The sequence below is a fragment of the Streptomyces sp. NBC_01446 genome (assembly GCF_026340095.1).
GTDB lineage: Bacteria > Actinomycetota > Actinomycetes > Streptomycetales > Streptomycetaceae > Streptomyces > Streptomyces aureus.
The window spans coordinates 4,872,962-4,891,019 of the sequence record NZ_JAPEPO010000001.1 but is presented as its reverse complement, the minus strand read 5'-3'; the positions used below and the strand labels follow the sequence as shown (position 1 = coordinate 4,891,019).

Genomic DNA, 18,058 nt, shown 5'->3' with positions numbered 1-18,058 from the left:
GTTCACTGTTCGGTCAGCCCTTCTCCGGCGAGGGAGGAGAAGCGGACGGCCCGGTCGGGCAGTACCGCCTCGCACCACACCCGGGTTCCGTTCCGCAGATCGTTGTGGGCGCCGACGCGGGCGCCGTCACCGATGACGCTGCCGTGCAGGACGGAGCGCCGCCCGATCCGCGCACCAGCGCCGACCAGGCTGTTCCTTACATAGGCACCGGCGCCCACGGTCGCGCCGTCGTGCAGCACGGAACCGTGGACGACGGCCCCTGAACCTACCCGGGCGCCCGCCCCGACGACGGTCCCGTCGGCGAGCCAGGCGTCGGAGGCGACCTTGGCGCCGGGCAGTACGAGGGACTCGCCGCGCACTCCGGGCACGGCGGGTGAGTGGACGACCCCGCGCACGAGGTCGGCGGAGGCCTGCACGAAGGTTTCGGGCCGGCCGAGGTCGAGCCAGTAGGAGTCCTCGACCATGCCGTGCAGATAGGCGCCCGCGGCGAGCAGGCCGGGGAACGTCTCGCGCTCGACGGAGACGGGCCGGCCGGCCGGGATGCTGTCGATGACGGACCTGCGGAACACGTAGGAGCCCGCGTTGATCTGGTCCGTGACGATCTCCTCGGGCGTCTGCGGCTTCTCGGTGAAGGCGAGTACGCAGCCGTCGGCGTCGGTGGAGACGAGCCCGAAGGCGCTGGGGTCTTCGACGCGGGAGAGGTGGAGGGTGACGTCGGCTTCGCGTTCGCGGTGCCGGTCGATGAGGGCGCGGGTGTCGAGGCCGGTGAGGATGTCGCCGTTGCAGACGAGGACGGGGTCCTCGGGTGCGCAGATCAGGCGGCGGGCCGCGTGCCGGATCGCTCCGCCGGTCCCCAGCGGCTCGTACTCGGCGGCGTATTCGAGGTGGACGCCGTGCGCCGATCCGTCGCCGAAGTACGGCTCGAAGACTTCGGCGAGATAGCAGGTGGCGAGGACGATGTGGTCGACGCCCGCGGCGGCGAGCCGCGCGATCTGGTGGGCCAGGAAGGGGACCCCGGCCGCCGGCACTATGGGCTTGGGCGTGTTGACCGTGAGCGGCCGCAGCCGGGTGCCCAGCCCGCCGACCAGCAGAATCGCTTCCGTCATGGACCCTTCCCGACCTCTCCGCTCGGTGCTGCCGATCTGACAATCGGGTCCACTTTAGACGCTATGCCCGATTCAATGGCTTATGGCGAACCCCTTGGGGTCGACGCGCCGTCAGGAGCAACCGATCGGGCGCGCGGTCCATCAGTTCAGACCCGGTCAAGAGGCCTGCCGGAGAAAGGGAAGAGAACGGAAAGAGTCCGGGCGGTGAAATGGGGGCGCCCCGCACCGGAGTTCCGGTGCGGGGCGCCCCCGTTCGCTGATGCGGACCCTACGAGTGGGTGCGCAGCAGCGTCCTCATCGTGCGCATCGCGACCGACAGGTTCGCCAGGTCGAAGGCGTCCGAGCTCTGGATCTCCTCCAGGGTCGTCCGCGCGCGGCCCAGGATCGGCGCGTTCTTCTCCTGCCACGCGTCGAAGCGCTGCTCCGGAGTCGACACGCCGTTCCCGACGGTCAGCACATCGGCCGTGAGGGCGGCGTGCGCCGAGTACAGGTCCTCGCGGATCGAGGCGCGGGCCATCGACTGCCAGCGGTCGGACCGCGGCAGCTCGATGATCCGGTCCATCAGCTGCGCGATGGACAGCCGGTCCGCGAGGTCGTAGTACACCTCGGCGACGGCCAGGGGGTCCTTGCCGGTGCGGTCGGCGATCGCCACGATGTCGAGCGTCGGGAAGGCCGAGGAGAACCCGGCGACCCGCTGGGCCAGCTCCTCCGGCACGCCCGCGGCGGTCAGCTCGTCCAGGATCGACTGGTACCACTCGGCGTCCGCGCCGCGCAGCATCTTCGGCATGGCCGACCAGACCTGGGCGACGCCCTCACGGAAGAAGTCGATCGTCTCGGCGAGCTGGAGCGGCTGCGGCCGGTTGTTGAGCAGCCAGCGCGTGCCGCGCTCGACCAGGCGGCGCGAGTGCAGCCTGATCCGGGTCTGGACATCCGCGGCGACGACATTGTCGAGCGCTTCGACCGCGTCCCAGACCTCGCCGAGGCCGAAGATCTCGCGTGCGGCGAGCTGCGCCCGCACGATCTCCTCCAGGGACGCCCCGGTCTCCTCGCGCAGCCGGTGCAGGAACGTCGAACCGCCCGTGTTCACCGTGTCGTTGACCAGCACCGTGGTGATGATCTCGCGGCGCAGCGCGTGCCCGTCGACCGCGTCGGAGTACCGCTCGCGCAGCGCCTGCGGGAAGTAGGCGTGCAGGAGCCTGCGCAAGTACGGGTCGTCCGGCAGCGACGTCTGGATCAGCTCGTGCGCGGCCGTGATCTTCGTGTACGCGAGGAGGACGGCCAGTTCGGGCTGGCTCAGACCGCGCCCGGAGTTCAGCAGTTCCTTGATCTGCCGGTCGGCCGGCAGGAACTCCAGGGCCCGGTCGAGGTTCCCCTCGCGGACCAGGCGGCGCATGAAGCGCTGGTGGGCGTGGAGCAGGTCGGGCGCCTGGGCGACCGCGTTGGCGAGGGCCGTGTTCTGCGCGTAGTTGTTGCGCAGCACCAGGGCGCCGACCTCGTCGGTCATCTCGGCGAGCAGCTTGTTGCGCTGCTTGACGGTCATGTCGCCGTCGGTGACGAGCGCGTTGAGCAGGATCTTGATGTTCACCTCGTGGTCGGAGGTGTCCACGCCCGCGCTGTTGTCGATGGCGTCGGTGTTGACCTTGCCGCCCTTGCGCGCGAACTCGATACGGCCCAGCTGGGTCGCGCCGAGGTTGCCGCCCTCGCCGATCACCTTGGCGCGCACGTCCTTGCCGTCCACGCGGATCGCGTCGTTGGCCTTGTCGCCGACGTCCGCGTTCGACTCGGCGGACGACTTCACGTACGTGCCGATGCCGCCGTTCCACAGCAGGTCGACCGGCGCGTGCAGGATCGTCTTCATCAGGTCGGCCGGCGTCATCTTCGCGGCGCCCGACTCGATGCCGAGTGCCTCGCGGATGTGCGCGTTGAGCTGGATCGCCTTGGCGGAGCGCGGGAAGATGCCGCCGCCCGCGGAGATCAGCTCCTTGTTGTAGTCGGCCCACGAGGAGCGCGGCAGGTCGAACAGGCGCCGGCGCTCGGCGTACGAGGTGGCCGCGTCGGGCCGCGGGTCGATGAAGATGTGCCGGTGGTCGAACGCGGCGACCAGGCGGATGTGCTCGGAGAGCAGCATGCCGTTGCCGAACACGTCACCGGACATGTCGCCGACGCCGACGACCGTGAAGTCCTCGGTCTGCGTGTCGGTGCCCAGCTCGCGGAAGTGCCGCTTCACGGACTCCCAGGCGCCGCGGGCGGTGATGCCCATGCCCTTGTGGTCGTAGCCCGCCGAGCCGCCGGAGGCGAAGGCGTCACCGAGCCAGAAGTTGTACGACTCGGCGACCGCGTTGGCGATGTCGGAGAACGTCGCCGTGCCCTTGTCGGCCGCGACCACGAGGTACGTGTCGTCCTCGTCGTGGCGCACGACGTCCGCCGGGGGCACGACCTCGCCGGCCACCAGGTTGTCGGTGATGTCGAGCAGCGCCGAGATGAAGGTCTTGTACGACGCGACACCCTCGGCCAGCCAGGCGTCACGGTCGACGCTCGGGTCCGGCAGGTTCTTCGCGACGAAGCCGCCCTTGGCGCCGACCGGCACGATGACGGTGTTCTTCACCATCTGCGCCTTGACCAGGCCGAGGACCTCGGTACGGAAGTCCTCACGCCGGTCGGACCAGCGCAGACCGCCGCGCGCGACCTTGCCGAAGCGCAGGTGCACACCCTCGACACGCGGCGAGTACACCCAGATCTCGAAGGCGGGGCGCGGCGCGGGCAGGTCGGGGATGGCCTGCGGGTCGAACTTCATGGAGACGTACGCGTGCGGCTTGCCGTCGTCGGCCTTCTGGAAGAAGTTCGTCCGCAGCGTCGCCTTGATGACGGTCAGGAAGGACCGCAGGATCCGGTCCTCGTCCAGGCTCGCCACCTGGTCGAGCGCCCCGTCGAGCTCCTCCAGGAGCCCGTCGATCAGCTCGGTCCCGGCCCGCTGGCGCTCCGGCGACATGCGCGCCTCGAAGAGGCTCACCAGGAGGCGGGTGGTGTGGACGTTGTTACGGAGGGTGTCCTCCATGTAGTCCTGGCTGAACGTCGCCCCGGCCTGGCGCAGGTACTTGGCGTACGCGCGCAGCACCATCGCCTGCCGCCAGTTCAGACCTGCGCTCAGGACGAGGGAGTTGAAGCCGTCGTTCTCGGCGGCACCGGTCCAGGTCGCCGTGAAGGCCTCCTGGAAACGCTCGCGGCCGTCGTCACCGAGGTAGTCGCCGTTGCCGTTGGACTGGGGCATGCGCAGACCGAAGTCGTAGATCCACGCGGTGGTCCGGTCCGAGCAGCGCAGCTCGTACGGGCGCTCGTCGATGACCTCGACGCCGAGCTGGTTGAGGACCGGCAGGACGGACGAGAGGGAGACCGGGGCGCCGGTGCGGTAGATCTTGAGGCGGCGCTCGCCGGGGGCGGCGCCCACGGGCTCGTACAGCGAGAGCGCGAAGTCCTTCTCGCCGCGCTTGAGGGCCTCCAGGTGGACGAGGTCGGCGACCGCCGCGCGCGGCGAGTGGTCGGCCTTGTAGCCCTCGGGGAAGGCGCCGGAGTAGCGGCGGCCCAGCTCGGCCGCGCGCTCCTCGCCGCACTCCGCGTTCAGCGCCTCGCCGAAGCCGTCGGCCCACGAGCGGGCGGCGTCGACGAGCCGCGCCTCGATGCGCTCGGTGTCGGCCTCGGTCAGCGCGGGCAGCTCGGTGCCCGGCTCGACGCGGATGACGAAGTGCAGCCGGGACAGGATCGACTCGGTGTTCCAGGCCGTGAAGTCGACGCTGGTGCCGTTGAGCTCTTCCTTGAGGATGTCGATGATCCGCAGCCGGACACCGGTGGTGTAGCGGTCGCGCGGCAGGTAGACGAGGGCCGAGTAGTAGCGGCCGTACTCGTCCTGGCGCAGGTAGAGCCGCAGCCGGCGGCGCTCCTGGAGGTAGAGGACGCTGGTGACGATGGCGCGCAGCTCGTCGGCCGGGGTCTGGAACAGCTCGTCGCGCGGGTACGTCTCCAGGATCTGGAGCAGGTCGCGGCCGTCGTGGCTGTTGGGCGAGAACCCGGCGCCCCGCAGCACTTCCTGGACCTTGCGGCGCACGACCGGGACGCGCCGGACGCTCTCCGTGTACGCGGCGCTCGAGAAGAGGCCGAGGAAGCGGCGCTCGCCGATGACGTTGCCCTCGGCGTCGAACTTCTTCACGCCGACGTAGTCGAGGTACGAGGGGCGGTGCACGGTGGCGCGGCTGTTGGCCTTGGTCAGCACGAGGATCTTGTGCTCGCGGGCCTTGGCGCGCGCGTCGGCGGGCAGCCGGCTGAAGGACGGGCTCACCGGGTGGTGGTCGTCGCTGCCGTGCTGCGGGTCGGAGCGCAGGATGCCGAGGCCGGTGCCGGGCACGGCGGACAGCGAGTCGTCCTCGCGCAGCTCGTACTCACGGTAGCCGAGGAACGTGAAGTGGTCGGCGGACAGCCAGCGCAGCAGCTCGCGGGCCTCCTCGACGTCCTGGGCACGCAGGTCGTCGGCGGTGGGCTCGCTGGGCAGGTCGTCGGCGATACGCAGCGCCGAGTCCCGCATCTTCTCCCAGTCCTCGACGGCCTCGCGGACGTCGGACAGGACACGCAGCAGGTCGGAGGTGATCTGCTTCAGATCGGCGCGGTCGGTCTCGCGGTCGATCTCCACGTGGATCCACGACTCGGTGAGCGTGTCGTGGCTGTCGGCGGCGCTGCCCGCGGGCAGGACCTCCAGGAGCTTGCCGGTCAGGTCACGGCGCACGGTGACCTGCGGGTGGATCACGACGTGGATGCCGCGGCCCTGGCGGGACAGCTCGTTGGTGACCGAGTCGACCAGGAACGGCATGTCGTCGGTGACGACCTCGACGACGGAGTGGCTGCAGGTCCAGCCGTTCTCCTCGACCGTCGGCGTGTGGACCTTGACGTTCGCGGTGCCCTGCGGGCGGACCTCCGCGAGCCGGTAGTGGGAGACGGCTGCACCGAAGGCGTCGACCGGGTCACGGTCGGCCAGGTCCTCGGGGGCGGTGTGCAGGTAGTAGCGCTGGAGGAACGCGAGCACGGACTCCTGGTCCGGAGCCCCCTCGCCATTCGTCCCGGCCGGGAGATGCCCCCCTGCCGGGCTGTTCTCAGCTACCCGGGCGGCCCGTGCGAGCAGCTCGGCCTTGGCTTCGTCCAGCTTGGTCTGCATTGTCCTCTGGCTCCTGTCGCGCGCCGTTGCGTGACGTTGAAGAAATTGATGCGGCACAACGCCACGACGCGGGGTCTCCGGTCGATGTCGACGGTATGCCGGGATGAGAGATGAGCGGGCGTTTATCCGCCATTTTTGGCGTATTTCCTGCCCGGAGCCGGGACGGCATCCATGTTCCGTCCCGAAGGGAATGGTCAGCGGAGCACCGGGCACGGATGTAGATCTCCGTGTGCTCCCGGCGCGGGCAGGGGGCGACGATGCCCCCGCGAGATATCGCGCTGATCACGGGTCAAGGCTATCGCCCCTCCCCCGGAAGTCGTCATGAGCCGTATGTGTACAAATACAGCGGTCGAACTTTGACACTCTGCACAGGGACAGCGACGCGGATGGATGCCACGGGGGGTTGCCTAACGGTCCTGCCGGGTCCACGTTGAGGGGAAGACACCCCGGCCCGAAGGCTCCGAGGGGAGCGCACAGCCATGGCACCCAAGATCCTCCTGGTGACCGGCGACGCCGCCGAGTCACTGGAAGTCCTGTACCCCTACCAGCGCCTGCGCGAGGAGGGCTACGACGTCCACATCGCCGCCCCGGAGCGCAAGAAGCTGCAGTTCGTCGTCCACGACTTCGAGCCGGGGTTCGACACGTACACGGAGAAGCCCGGCTACACCTGGCCCGCCGATCTCGCGTTCGCCGAGGTCGAGCCCGAACAGTACGTCGCTGTGGTGATCCCGGGCGGCCGCGCCCCCGAGTATTTGCGCAACGACCCGGAGCTGCGCAAGATTCTGAAGTCTTTTTTCGACGCCGACAAGCCCGTGGCCCAGATCTGCCACGGTCCGCTGCTCACGGCGGCGGTCGACGGGCTGCGCGGGCGCAACGTCACGGCTTATCCGGCGCTGGAGCCCGACATGCAGGCGGCCGGCGCGGCTTTCCGCGACGCGGAAGTGGTGGTCGACGGGACGCTGGTGTCGTCCCGCGCCTGGCCGGACCACTCGGGGTGGATGCGGGAGTTCCTCACGGTGCTGCGCGCCAAGGCGCCGGTGACCTGAGTACCGGAGCACCTGAGAGGTGACGGGCGGCTGTCCTGCCGACGGGGCGGCCGCCACGCACGGCGCTCCTGGGCGACACGACGGAGCTCCGCTGCCACGACAGCCCGCGGAGCTGACCGGATCGGCACCCGGCGCCCTGTCGCGCGGACCACCCGCGGAACGGCACGCCCCGGCCTGTCGTGCGAACGCGACGCCCAACTTGGCCGGGATGTGCTCCACGTGCGCGTCCGCCGTGCGGTTCGAGAACGGCGGCGAGCGTCACCGGGATCGGCTCGGTGCCGCCTTGCCGAATCCGTGCGTTCCCGCCCGTCGACGACCACCACAGCGCACGCAGCCGACCGAGGAGCGTGAGCGCGTTCGCTCACTCCGCCAGGCGCTGCGCCACCCCCACCGCCTCCGCGAGAGTGTCCACGACCGGCGCCCCCACTCCTTCGAGGCTGGCCCTGCTGTGCGATCCGCCGGTGTAGAGCACGGCTCCGGCGCCCGCGTGCAGCGCGGCCACCGCGTCGTCGGCCGCGTCCCCGATGACCACCGTGCGCCCCGGCGCCACCCCCGAAATTGCCAGCGCACCGAGATGACGGACCATGTGCTCGGCCTTGCTGCCACCGGAGGGGCCGGTGCGCCCGTCGACCCGCAGGAAGTGCGACTCGATCCCGAACTCCCGTACCAGCGGGACGAGTTCGTCATGGCCGTACATGCTGAGGATCGACTGGCTGCCGCCCGCGGAGCGCCAGTCGGCGAGCAGGAGCTCCGCGCCCTCGGCGAGCCCGCAGGCCGTGCGGTGGAGCGTGTAGTGCCGCTGGAAGGCGGTGTCCATGCGCTCCCACTCGGCCTCGGTGGGCAGCCGGCCCATCAGCCGCTGGTAGAAGCGGGGTATCGGCACGCAGTACAGCTCCCTGTACCGCTCCAGGGTGATCGGCTCGAGTCCGATCTCCCCGAAGGCGGCGTTGGTCGCGCTGATGACCGCGTCGTTGTCGTGGAACAGTGTCCCGTTCCAGTCCCAGACGATGTGTGCTCCGGCTGCGTGCTTCCCCATGCCGAGAACCTACCCGCAGGGACCGACAATCGTACGTTCGCGCAGGTCAGTCGCCCAGGCCGAGCAGGTTCGGGATCTCCTGCGTGGCGAACCAGAGGAGCTCGTGGTCCTCGGCGCCGTCGACGACGAACTGCGCGTCGTCGTCGCCCTGGTCCGCCGCCCCGAGCGCGGCGGCCGCCGCCGTCACGTCCTTCTCGGCGTCGGCGGAGTCCACGTGCACCGCCGCGGCCTTGGCCAGGGGGACCGCGTTCGCGATCCGCACCTCGCCGAGCGCTCCCGGGTCGAGCCCGCGGTCCGGGTCTGCCACCGCGGCGCCGTCCGGCACGTCGAGCGCGACCACGACCCGCTTACGGGGCGCGTCCGGCTCCCCGGCGATCAGCCGCAATGACGCCACCGCCGCGCGGTTGAGGGCCGCGTACTCCAGCTCCTCGATGTCGTCGGAGACGTACCACTCGCGCAGCGCGGGCGTCACGGCGTACGCGGTGAGCGGTCCGGGTCCCAGTTCGCCCGCCTTGTGCGCCTCGGCGAGACGGGGCAGGGACAGGGGGACGTACACGCGCATGGCGGGCCACTTTCGTCGACGAGAGGGCCTTCAGGATACGTGCGGGAGTCCCCCTTCGGGGTGCCGGTCACCACCCGTCCGCACGTCCACACCGGACCCCTCCGTGACCCTCCCGAGCCCGGTCCCCGCACGCCTCGTCCGCTGTCCGACCACTCGGATAGGTGATCTTTCCGGCCGCCCGCGCCGGGCACCTCGGGCCTTGCGAGCGGCGCCGCCGTCCACGTACAAGATCCCCAAGCAAAGTTACCGATCGGTATCCACCGGTCGGACGCCGAACGGGGACCCAGACATGCACGAGCCCACCGCCCATGAGCCGCTGCGCAAGGTGATGGACCAGCCGCGCCGCCGCCCCAGGACGACCCGACCCCCGGGCGGCCGCCCGCCCGGCAGGCAGGACGCGAGGCGCCCCGGCGCGCGGCCCGTGCGCGTCCCGCCCCAACTGCCGCCCCACCCCGCCGAACTGTTCACCGAGCGCCTTCTGCTGATGCTCAGCGGCCAGCGCCCCGTCCACTGGGCCTCCCGCCACTTCGCCGGATCCCTCTACGACTCCCTGATCCGGCTCGCCGAGAACCGGCCCCTCAACGACCGCGGACGGCAGCCCGTCGTCCGCGGCATCGGCCACTACCAGCCCGAACCCGGCGTCTACGAAGTCTTCGCCCGCATCAGCGCCGGCCCCCGGCTGCACGCCCTCGCCTTCCGCCTGCACCGGGGCGACGACCACCGCTGGCTCTGCACGGCCGTCGAGATGGGCGGGCGCCCGGCGCTCACGCCACAGGATCGGTGAGCCAGGGACGACGGAAGGGGCCGGACACCAGGTGGTGTCCGGCCCCTTCACCCACGCCCGGTCAGAGCGCGCCGCGCACTACTTCTTGCGGCGACGCCCGCCCTTCTGCTGCTTGCGGCGCTCCGCGCGCGTAAGGCCGTCGGCCTCCGAACGCGTCGGGCCGTCCTCGGTGACGTAGTCCATCTCGTCCACGCCGCCCTCGGCGTTCGGCGCCTGGAAGTGCAGGCGGTCCGGACGCTGCGGGGCGTCGAGACCCTTGGCGCGGATCTCGGGACGGCCGACACCGGCCGGCACCGCGTCCTGCTTGTCCAGGGACGGCGCCGCGTCCTGCACCGGGACCTCCTCGACCTGCTGCTCGACCTGGACCTCCAGGTTGAACAGATAGCCGACGGACTCCTCCTTGATGCCCTCCATCATGGCGGTGAACATGTCGAAGCCCTCGCGCTGGTACTCGACCAGCGGGTCCTTCTGCGCCATGGCGCGCAGGCCGATGCCCTCCTGGAGGTAGTCCATCTCGTAGAGGTGCTCACGCCACTTGCGGTCCAGGACGGAGAGGACCACGCGGCGCTCCAGCTCACGCATGATCTCGGAGCCGAGCTGCTCCTCACGCGCCGCGTACTGCGCGTGGATGTCGTCCTTGACGGACTCCCCGATGAACTCGGCCGTCAGACCCGCACGGTCACCCGCGGCCTCCTCCAGCTCTTCGACGGTGACCTTCACCGGGTAGAGCTGCTTGAAGGCGCCCCACAGCCGGTCCAGGTCCCACTCCTCGGCGAAGCCCTCGGCGGTCTCGGCGCCGATGTACTCGTCGATCGTGTCGTCCATGAAGTGCTGGATCTGGTCCTGCAGGTCCTCGCCCTCCAGGACGCGACGCCGCTCGCCGTAGATGACCTCACGCTGCCGGTTGAGGACCTCGTCGTACTTGAGGACGTTCTTCCGGGTCTCGAAGTTCTGCTGCTCGACCTGCGACTGGGCCGACGCGATCGCGCGCGTGACCATCTTGTTCTCGATCGGCACATCGTCCGGGACGTTCGCCATCGACATGACGCGCTCGACCATCTGGGCCTTGAACAGGCGCATCAGGTCGTCACCGAGCGACAGGTAGAAGCGGGACTCGCCCGGGTCACCCTGACGGCCGGAACGGCCACGCAGCTGGTTGTCGATACGGCGCGACTCGTGGCGCTCCGTGCCGAGGACGTAGAGCCCGCCGAGCTCCTTGACCTCCTCGAACTCGGCCTTCACGGCCTTTTCGGCCCTCTCCAGGGCGGCGGGCAGCGCGGCTGCCCACTCCTCGATGTGCTCCTCGGGGTCGAGGCCGCGCTGGCGCAGCTCCGCCTCGGCGAGGTCGTCCGGGTTGCCGCCGAGCTTGATGTCGGTGCCTCGACCGGCCATGTTCGTGGCGACGGTGACGGCGCCCTTGCGGCCGGCCTGGGCGACGATCGTCGCCTCACGGTCGTGCTGCTTCGCGTTCAGCACCTCGTGCTGCACACCGCGCTTGGACAGCTGCTGCGAGAGGTACTCGGACTTCTCGACGGACGTCGTACCGACGAGGATCGGCTGGCCCTGCTCGTGCTTCTCGGCGATGTCGTCGACGACCGCGTCGAACTTGGCGACCTCGGTGCGGTAGATCAGGTCGGCCTGGTCCTTGCGGACCATCGGCTTGTTCGTCGGGATCGGGACGACGCCCAGCTTGTAGATCTGGTGGAACTCGGCGGCCTCGGTCATGGCCGTACCGGTCATGCCGGAAAGCTTGTCGTAGAGACGGAAGAAGTTCTGCAGGGTGATCGTGGCGAGCGTCTGGTTCTCGTCCTTGATGTCCACCCCTTCCTTCGCCTCGATCGCCTGGTGCATGCCCTCGTTGTAGCGGCGGCCGGCGAGGATACGGCCGGTGTGCTCGTCGACGATCATGACTTCGCCGTCGATGACGACGTAGTCCTTGTCCTTCTTGAACAGTTCCTTCGCCTTGATGGCGTTGTTCAGGTAACCGACGAGCGGCGTGTTCACCGACTCGTAGAGGTTGTCGATGCCCAGCCAGTCCTCGACCTTGGCGACGCCGGGCTCGTGGATGGCGACGGTGCGCTTCTTCTCGTCGACCTCGTAGTCGCCGGTCTCCTCGAGGCCCTTCAGCGGGTTACCGGCCTCGCCCTTCTTCAGGCGGGTGACCAGCTTCGCGAAGTCGCCGTACCACTTCGTGGCCTGGTCGGCCGGGCCGGAGATGATCAGCGGCGTACGGGCCTCGTCGACGAGGATCGAGTCGACCTCGTCGACCACGGCGAAGTTGTGACCGCGTTGGACGAGCTCGTCCTGGGACCACGCCATGTTGTCGCGGAGGTAGTCGAAGCCGAACTCGTTGTTCGTGCCGTAGGTGATGTCGCAGTTGTACTGCTCGCGGCGCTGCGCCGGCGTCATGTTCGCCAGGATGCAGCCCACGCTGAGGCCGAGGAACTTGTGGACGCGGCCCATCATCTCGGAGTCGCGCTCGGCCAGGTAGTCGTTCACCGTGATCAGGTGGACGCCCTTGCCGGACAGCGCGTTCAGGTACGTGGGGAGCGTGCCGACCAGGGTCTTGCCCTCACCGGTCTTCATCTCGGCCACGTAGCCGAGGTGGAGCGCGGCGCCGCCCATCAACTGGACGTCGTAGGGGCGCTGGCCGAGGACGCGCCTGGAGGCCTCGCGCACCGTCGCGAAAGCCTCGGGGAGCAGGTCGTCGAGGCTCTCGCCGTCGGCGTACCTCTCCTTGTACTCGTCGGTGAGGGCCCGCAGCTCGGCGTCGGAGAGGCTGACGAAATCCTCTTCGAGGGAGTTGACCTGGTCCGCGATGCGGTGCAGCTTGCGCAGGATCTTGCCTTCGCCTGCACGCATGATCTTCGAGAGGACGGACACGGGGGTTGGTCTCCTTGCCGGTCGGGCCTGGCACGGTCGGGTGTGACGGTATAGAGCAACGGCCATCGTATGCGAGGACCCCGGCGCGCCGGGAGGTCTGCCGTAACCACAGCCACACGGACAACGCACGAGGACCGCTCAAGGTGCCGCACGAAGGTGTGCACCCCGAATACGAAAGGTAACAGCGCGCTCACCCCGCGAATTCTGCTGGCGTCATTGTCGGCCTCCGAGCAGAATCGGCCGATGGAACCCGTCGTACTCACCACCGACCGCCTGCGGCTGCGCACGTTCACCGCCGAGGACACCGACGAGGTGTATCTCGCGGCCCAGGACCCCGACATCCAGCGCTGGACCACGATCCCGTCGCCCTACGCGCGCGTGGACGCCGAGCACTTCGTCGGCCGCATGGTCCCGGACGGCTGGCGGGCCGACACGGAGTACACCTTCGCCGTGCGGCTCCAGGAGGACGGCCCCGTGATCGCCGCCGCGAGCCTGCACCACCCGCGCGCGGGCGCCTGGGAGGTCGGCTTCTGGACCGGCAGGGAGCACCGCGGCCGCGGCTACATGACCGAAGCCGTCCTCGCCCTGGCCCACTGGGCCTTCACCGACCTGGCCTGTACGCGCCTGGAGTGGCGCGCCGAGGTCGGCAACGTCGGCTCGCGCACCGTCGCCGAGAAGGCCGGCTTCACCGTGGAGGGCGTCATGCGGTCGGGCCTGCCCAACAAGGGAGTGCTGCGCGACTGCTGGGTCGCCTCGCTCCTCCCTTCGGACCTCGGCCTCCCGGCGGCGCTGCCCTACCTCCCGGCGCTTGTGTGACGGCGTCTCCGGCGCCGGGATGACACTTCCCGGCCCGGCCTGACGGCTTCCGGCGCCGCCTGTCTTCAGGGCTTTGCGGTCCCGGCCCGACTGTCAGTGCCGCGCCCTATCGTTCGGGGCATGACGACCACGCCGCGCCCCGCCACCGAACTCACCGCCGACGAGGCCCGCCGCATCGCACTGCGGGCCCAGGGGTTCCTCGGCGCGCCGGACCGCAGTGCAGGGGTCCGCGGCGTGCTCCGTCACCTCGGAGCGGTCCAGCTCGACACCATCTCGGTGCTGGCCCGCTCCCACGAACTCATCCCGTACGCACGCCTCGGCGCGGTCGGCCGCAGAACGGTCGAGGACGCGTACTGGACCCCCGGCACGTCGGGCGCGCCGCACGCCTTCGAGTACTGGTCGCACGCCGCGTGCATCCTGCCCGTCGAGGAGTGGCCGCACTTCGCGTTCCGCCGCCGCGCCTACCGCACCCGCCCGCACTGGCACCACGACCTGCCCGACGGCGCGTACGAGCAGGTCATCAAGCAGCTGCACGCCGAAGGCCCGCTCACGGCAACGGAGTTGGGCGGCGCGAAGAACAAGGGCGAATGGTGGGACTGGTCCGCGGCGAAGGTCGCCGTGGAGCGCGCCCTGATGTACGGCGAGGTGGTGTGCACGCAGCGCCGCAGCTGGAAGCGGGTGTACGACCTCGCCGAGCGCGCCGTCCCGGCCGAGCTGCTCCATGACGACCTCGACGACCGGGAGTGCCTGCGCCGCCTGGTCCGCCTGGCCGGACAGTCCCTGGGCGTCGGCACGCGCTCCGACATCGCGGACTACCACCGCCTGAAGAACGAGCAGTTCGACGCGGTGGTCGAGGACTCGGGCCTGGTGCCCGTGACCGTGGAGGGCTGGGGGAAGCCGGCATGGGCGGACCCGGCAGCGCTGGAGACCGTCCCGCGCGGCCGCCACCGTACGACGCTGCTCTCGCCCTTCGACTCCCTGATCTGGGAGCGGGCCCGCACGGAGCGGATCTTCGGCTTCACGCACCGCCTGGAGGCGTACGTCCCCAAGCCGAAGCGGGTGCACGGCTACTTCGCGATGCCGGTCCTTGCGGGCGGGCACCTGGTGGGCCGCGTCGACCCCGCGCGCGACGGGAGCACGCTGGTCGCCAAGCAGGTCTCCCTGGACGGCCCGAAGGCGGTCCCGGCCGTGGCGCAGGCACTGCGGGAGGCGGCGCAGTGGGTGGGCTGTGACACGGTCCGGATCGAGCGCGTCGACCTGCCCGGCCTCAAGCCGGCCCTGGTCACCGCCCTCGACTGACCGCCCCTCGACTGACCGCCCCTCGACCGACCGCTCTCACCCGGCGGCCGTCACCCGGCCGCCGTCACCGGATCTCGAGGATCTTCTCCCGCATCGCGTAGACCACGGCCTCCATCCTGGAGTGCAGCTGCAGCTTCTCCAGGATGTTGCGCACATGGTTCTTCACGGTGTTCTCGGAGATGAACAGTTGCTTCGCGATATCGCGGTTGTTCATGCCCGTGGCGACCAGCTTCAGGACTTCCAGCTCGCGGTCGGTCAGCCGCGGCGCGGGGACGAGGCGCCGCTCGTCCGTTCGCTGGATCATCGACTTGAATTCGGTGAGGAGCTTCGACGCCATCGAGGGGCTGATCTGTGACTGCCCGTCGGCCACAGCGCGAATGGCCGTCGCCACTTCGTCCGTGGAGATCTCCTTGAGCAGATAACCCGTCGCGCCCGCCTTGATCGCGTCGTAGAGATCGGCTTCCTCGTCACTGATGGTGAGCATGATGATCTTGGCGCTGGGGGCCACCTCCTTGATGGAGGTACACGCCTCGATCCCGCCGCGCTTGGGCATCCGCACATCCATCAGGATGATGTCGGGCAGCAGGTCGGCCGCCTTGTCCACGGCCTCGGCGCCGTCACCCGCCTCGCCGACGACCTGGATGTCCTCCTCGGCCGCGAGAACGATCTCCAGCCCGCGCCGGAACAGCGCGTGGTCATCCACCACGAGGACCCGGATCGGCTCCTTGCGCGGCGCGCTCCCGTCCGGGCCCATGCCCTGGACACCGTCACCGGCCGTACCGGCGCCGTCGTCCCGCATCGGTCCGAAGCTGTCCGCCATCGTTCCTCCCCCTGAAGGCCACGGCCCGTCTTCCGGTGCCACGCCAACCCGAGGCAGCGGCACACCGGTTGACCCGGCACGGCCATGATTTCATGCCTTGGCGTCGGTGCGGTGACAGAGCGGTGTGCACGGGGGTCGCACGATGGTGCCCCTGGGGGCGCACGCGCTCCCAGGGGCACCAATTCCGGCTGTCTCCCGAGGGCTCAGCGGTGTTGTTCCGCCTGCCTCAGCCGCCGAGCGCCCCGCCCGCTTCGGACGACTGCGCCTGGGTGACCATCGGGTCGGTGTTGAGGTGGATCACGCCGTAGTCATAGGCGTGGCGCCGGTAGACGACGCTGGGCTCCTTGGTCTCGGAGTCGACGAAGAGGTAGAAGTCGTGCCCGACCAGCTCCATCTCGTAGAGCGCCTGGTCGAGCGACATGGGCGCAGCGACGTGCGTCTTCTCGCGAACGATAAGCGGGCCTTCGCCCTGGACCTCGAGGGAGCCGATCCTCGTGGTCGGCACTCCGCCGGGCTCCTCGTTGTTGACCACTGAGCCGTCCCCGTTCAGAGTCGCCGTGGGGACGACATCGGGGACTTCCGCGGCCGTGAGCCTGCCGCTTCCGCGGCGGGTGGACCGCTTGCTGTGTTCCTTGCGCAGGCGCGCCTCGAGCTTGTCCGTTGCCAGGTCGAGCGCCGCATACGGGTCGCTGGCCGCTGCCTCCGCCCTGATGACCGGGCCACGCGTGCGGAGTGTGATCTCTACGCGGTCGCAGCGGTCGGCCTGTCGGGGGTTGGGCTCCTTGGACACCTCCACGTCGAGGCTGATCACCTTGCCGTCGAACTTCTGGATCTTCTCCAGCTTCAGCTTCTCGGCCACGTGCTTGCGGAACCGCTCGGGCACCTCTGTCTTGCGGCCCTTGACGACGATGTCCACGCAGAACTCCGTTCCCGGATCGCCCCGCTCCATCGGCGGAGCATCTCCCTGTTGCACCAGACTCCGGCCACTTCCGGAGTCTCTGACTCGGCGACTTCCACCTCCTCCTCCCCCATGGACAAGATCTACACCCCATCATCGCGGGTGATTGCCGAAAAACCTACGGCACCCACGACACCGGCATTCCCGATTGCCGAGGACGGCGTCAACCATTCCTCACAACCGAACATATCTCGCCCGGACGGATGTCGTCACCCTCTACTGACGCGTACCTCCATTCAGGTGAATTGACCCTCTCACTACCTGCAACGACGCAGGTTTACGCTCGGTTCCGGTTTATTTCGAAAGAACCCGGAGAGGCGGCGACCACGGCCGCACTGATCGAGTTGCGCGGGGGCAATTCCCGTGCAGTTCCCACCCATCCCGGCGTGAACCCGTCACGCTCATCCTCTGCCGTCCTGACCACTGCCGCACGTATTGCGCGGGCCGCCTCCGCCAATGAGGCGCCCGTGGTCATGACGTCGTCGACCAACACGATCCGGCCACCCGGGGCGAGGAGCGCACGGGCCCCCGCGGGCACCTCCAGAGCACCGGCGAGATTGGCCAGACGCCGCCGCGCGTCGAGCCCGGCCTGATCGGCAACGGCCCGCCTCTGACGCAACGCGGCCAGCACCCTGGCAGGCACCCCCGCCCGACGAAGCTCAGCCGCAGCGGCATACGCGATCCGCCGCGCAGGATCGTGCCCACGCGCCCGAACAGCCTTCCGCGCGGAGGGAACGGGGACCAGGAGGAGGGGGGTGTGGGGTTGGATGCGGACGGCTGGTTGGGCGGGCGCGCGTTCTGGGATTGGCATGCGTGCTGGGGGTCGAGTGCTTGCCGGGACCCGCATGCCTGCCGAGGTTCGCGCGCCTGCTGGAGTTCGAGTGCTTGCCGAGGTCCGCGCGCCTGCTTGGGTGCGGTCGCCTGCCGAGGCTCGCGCGCCTGCTTGGGTGCGGTCGCCTGCTTGGGCCCGCGCACCTGCTTGGCCACGCCCGCCACGTACCTGGGTGTGCATGTCTCGCTGCGTACGCGCGTGTGCCTGTGTACGCCCATCTGCCTGTGTACGCCCGTCTACGGGGCCCCCACCCCCGCCCCCTCCCGCACCCCCCGCTCCTCTCAGCCCCGCCCGCACAGCCCCCGCGAGGGCCGCGCCCAGGGGCTCCGCGAGACCCAGCACCCCCCGCTCCTTGTGCGCGAGCAGTACGGCCCGTACCGCGTCCTGGTACGGAGCGGCCGCGTGCACCACCGGCAGCCCGGGCGGCTCAGGGCTCGGCCGCACCCGGCCCGGCGCACCGCCGCACAGGGCGGCCCCGCAGCGCGCGCAGAGCGCCGTACGCGGCCGACCGCAGCCTCCACACTCGGCCGGCAGCACAAGATCTCCGAGGTCCTGCAACCACCCCCGCATGTCCACCACTGTGCCAAGAGGGGCGCGCGGCGGCCACCCCTGTGGATAACCCCCTGTGGATAACCCCCGGACGGGCACACTCCGTTGCAATCGGAGGACTCAACTCCGTCCGGCGGGAGGGGGAACGGCGTATTTGACGCTGTCCCGCC

12 protein-coding genes are annotated in these 18,058 nt (G+C 69.9%); 4 read left to right on the top strand and 8 right to left on the bottom strand.

From position 1 onward, the window contains the following. Positions 1–2: 2 nt before the first annotated feature. On the bottom strand, positions 3–1,106 hold the full coding sequence (locus OG456_RS21950) for an NDP-sugar synthase (protein WP_266563559.1): 1,104 nt from the start codon (positions 1,104–1,106) through the stop codon (positions 3–5). A gap of 268 nt (positions 1,107–1,374) precedes the next feature. Then, positions 1,375–6,303, bottom strand: coding sequence for an NAD-glutamate dehydrogenase (locus OG456_RS21945; RefSeq protein ID WP_266563557.1), 4,929 nt, complete (start codon positions 6,301–6,303; stop codon positions 1,375–1,377). A gap of 479 nt (positions 6,304–6,782) precedes the next feature. Here OG456_RS21945 and OG456_RS21940 point away from each other — a divergent pair, with 479 nt between their 5' ends. Next, complete coding sequence (locus OG456_RS21940) at positions 6,783–7,349, top strand: DJ-1/PfpI family protein (RefSeq protein ID WP_116512662.1); 567 nt, start codon at positions 6,783–6,785, stop codon at positions 7,347–7,349. A 361-nt stretch (positions 7,350–7,710) separates the two neighbouring features. Here OG456_RS21940 and OG456_RS21935 read toward each other — a convergent pair whose 3' ends face one another. Together OG456_RS21935 and OG456_RS21930 are read right to left on the bottom strand one after the other, a co-directional pair. After that, positions 7,711–8,385: an HAD family hydrolase gene (locus tag OG456_RS21935; RefSeq protein ID WP_266563553.1), complete on the bottom strand. Its 675-nt coding sequence runs from the start codon at positions 8,383–8,385 to the stop codon at positions 7,711–7,713. 46 nt (positions 8,386–8,431) lie between these two features. Further along, entirely contained in the window at positions 8,432–8,947 is a 516-nt protein-coding gene (locus tag OG456_RS21930; protein WP_266563551.1) for a hypothetical protein, read from the bottom strand. A 289-nt stretch (positions 8,948–9,236) separates the two neighbouring features. Here OG456_RS21930 and OG456_RS21925 point away from each other — a divergent pair, with 289 nt between their 5' ends. Next, positions 9,237–9,731 (top strand): Rv3235 family protein, encoded by a 495-nt coding sequence (locus OG456_RS21925; protein WP_266563549.1) that lies wholly within the window; start codon positions 9,237–9,239, stop codon positions 9,729–9,731. A gap of 78 nt (positions 9,732–9,809) precedes the next feature. Here the strand turns inward: OG456_RS21925 and secA are convergent, their stop codons facing one another. After that, positions 9,810–12,614, bottom strand: coding sequence for a preprotein translocase subunit SecA (secA, locus tag OG456_RS21920; protein ID WP_266563547.1), 2,805 nt, complete (start codon positions 12,612–12,614; stop codon positions 9,810–9,812). Between the two features lie 243 nt (positions 12,615–12,857). Here secA and OG456_RS21915 point away from each other — a divergent pair, with 243 nt between their 5' ends. After that, on the top strand, positions 12,858–13,430 hold the full coding sequence (locus OG456_RS21915) for a GNAT family N-acetyltransferase (protein WP_266563545.1): 573 nt from the start codon (positions 12,858–12,860) through the stop codon (positions 13,428–13,430). A gap of 120 nt (positions 13,431–13,550) precedes the next feature. Then, positions 13,551–14,729, top strand: a complete 1,179-nt coding sequence (locus OG456_RS21910; RefSeq protein ID WP_266563543.1) for a winged helix-turn-helix domain-containing protein — start codon at positions 13,551–13,553, stop codon at positions 14,727–14,729. A gap of 64 nt (positions 14,730–14,793) precedes the next feature. Here the strand turns inward: OG456_RS21910 and OG456_RS21905 are convergent, their stop codons facing one another. From OG456_RS21905 to OG456_RS21895, 3 genes are all read right to left on the bottom strand, one after another. Further along, positions 14,794–15,549 (bottom strand): response regulator transcription factor, encoded by a 756-nt coding sequence (locus OG456_RS21905; RefSeq protein WP_266563541.1) that lies wholly within the window; start codon positions 15,547–15,549, stop codon positions 14,794–14,796. 226 nt (positions 15,550–15,775) lie between these two features. Beyond that, on the bottom strand, positions 15,776–16,498 hold the full coding sequence (raiA, locus tag OG456_RS21900) for a ribosome-associated translation inhibitor RaiA (RefSeq protein ID WP_266563539.1): 723 nt from the start codon (positions 16,496–16,498) through the stop codon (positions 15,776–15,778). A gap of 286 nt (positions 16,499–16,784) precedes the next feature. After that, positions 16,785–17,909, bottom strand: a complete 1,125-nt coding sequence (locus OG456_RS21895; protein ID WP_266563537.1) for a ComF family protein — start codon at positions 17,907–17,909, stop codon at positions 16,785–16,787. Positions 17,910–18,058: the final 149 nt, after the last annotated feature.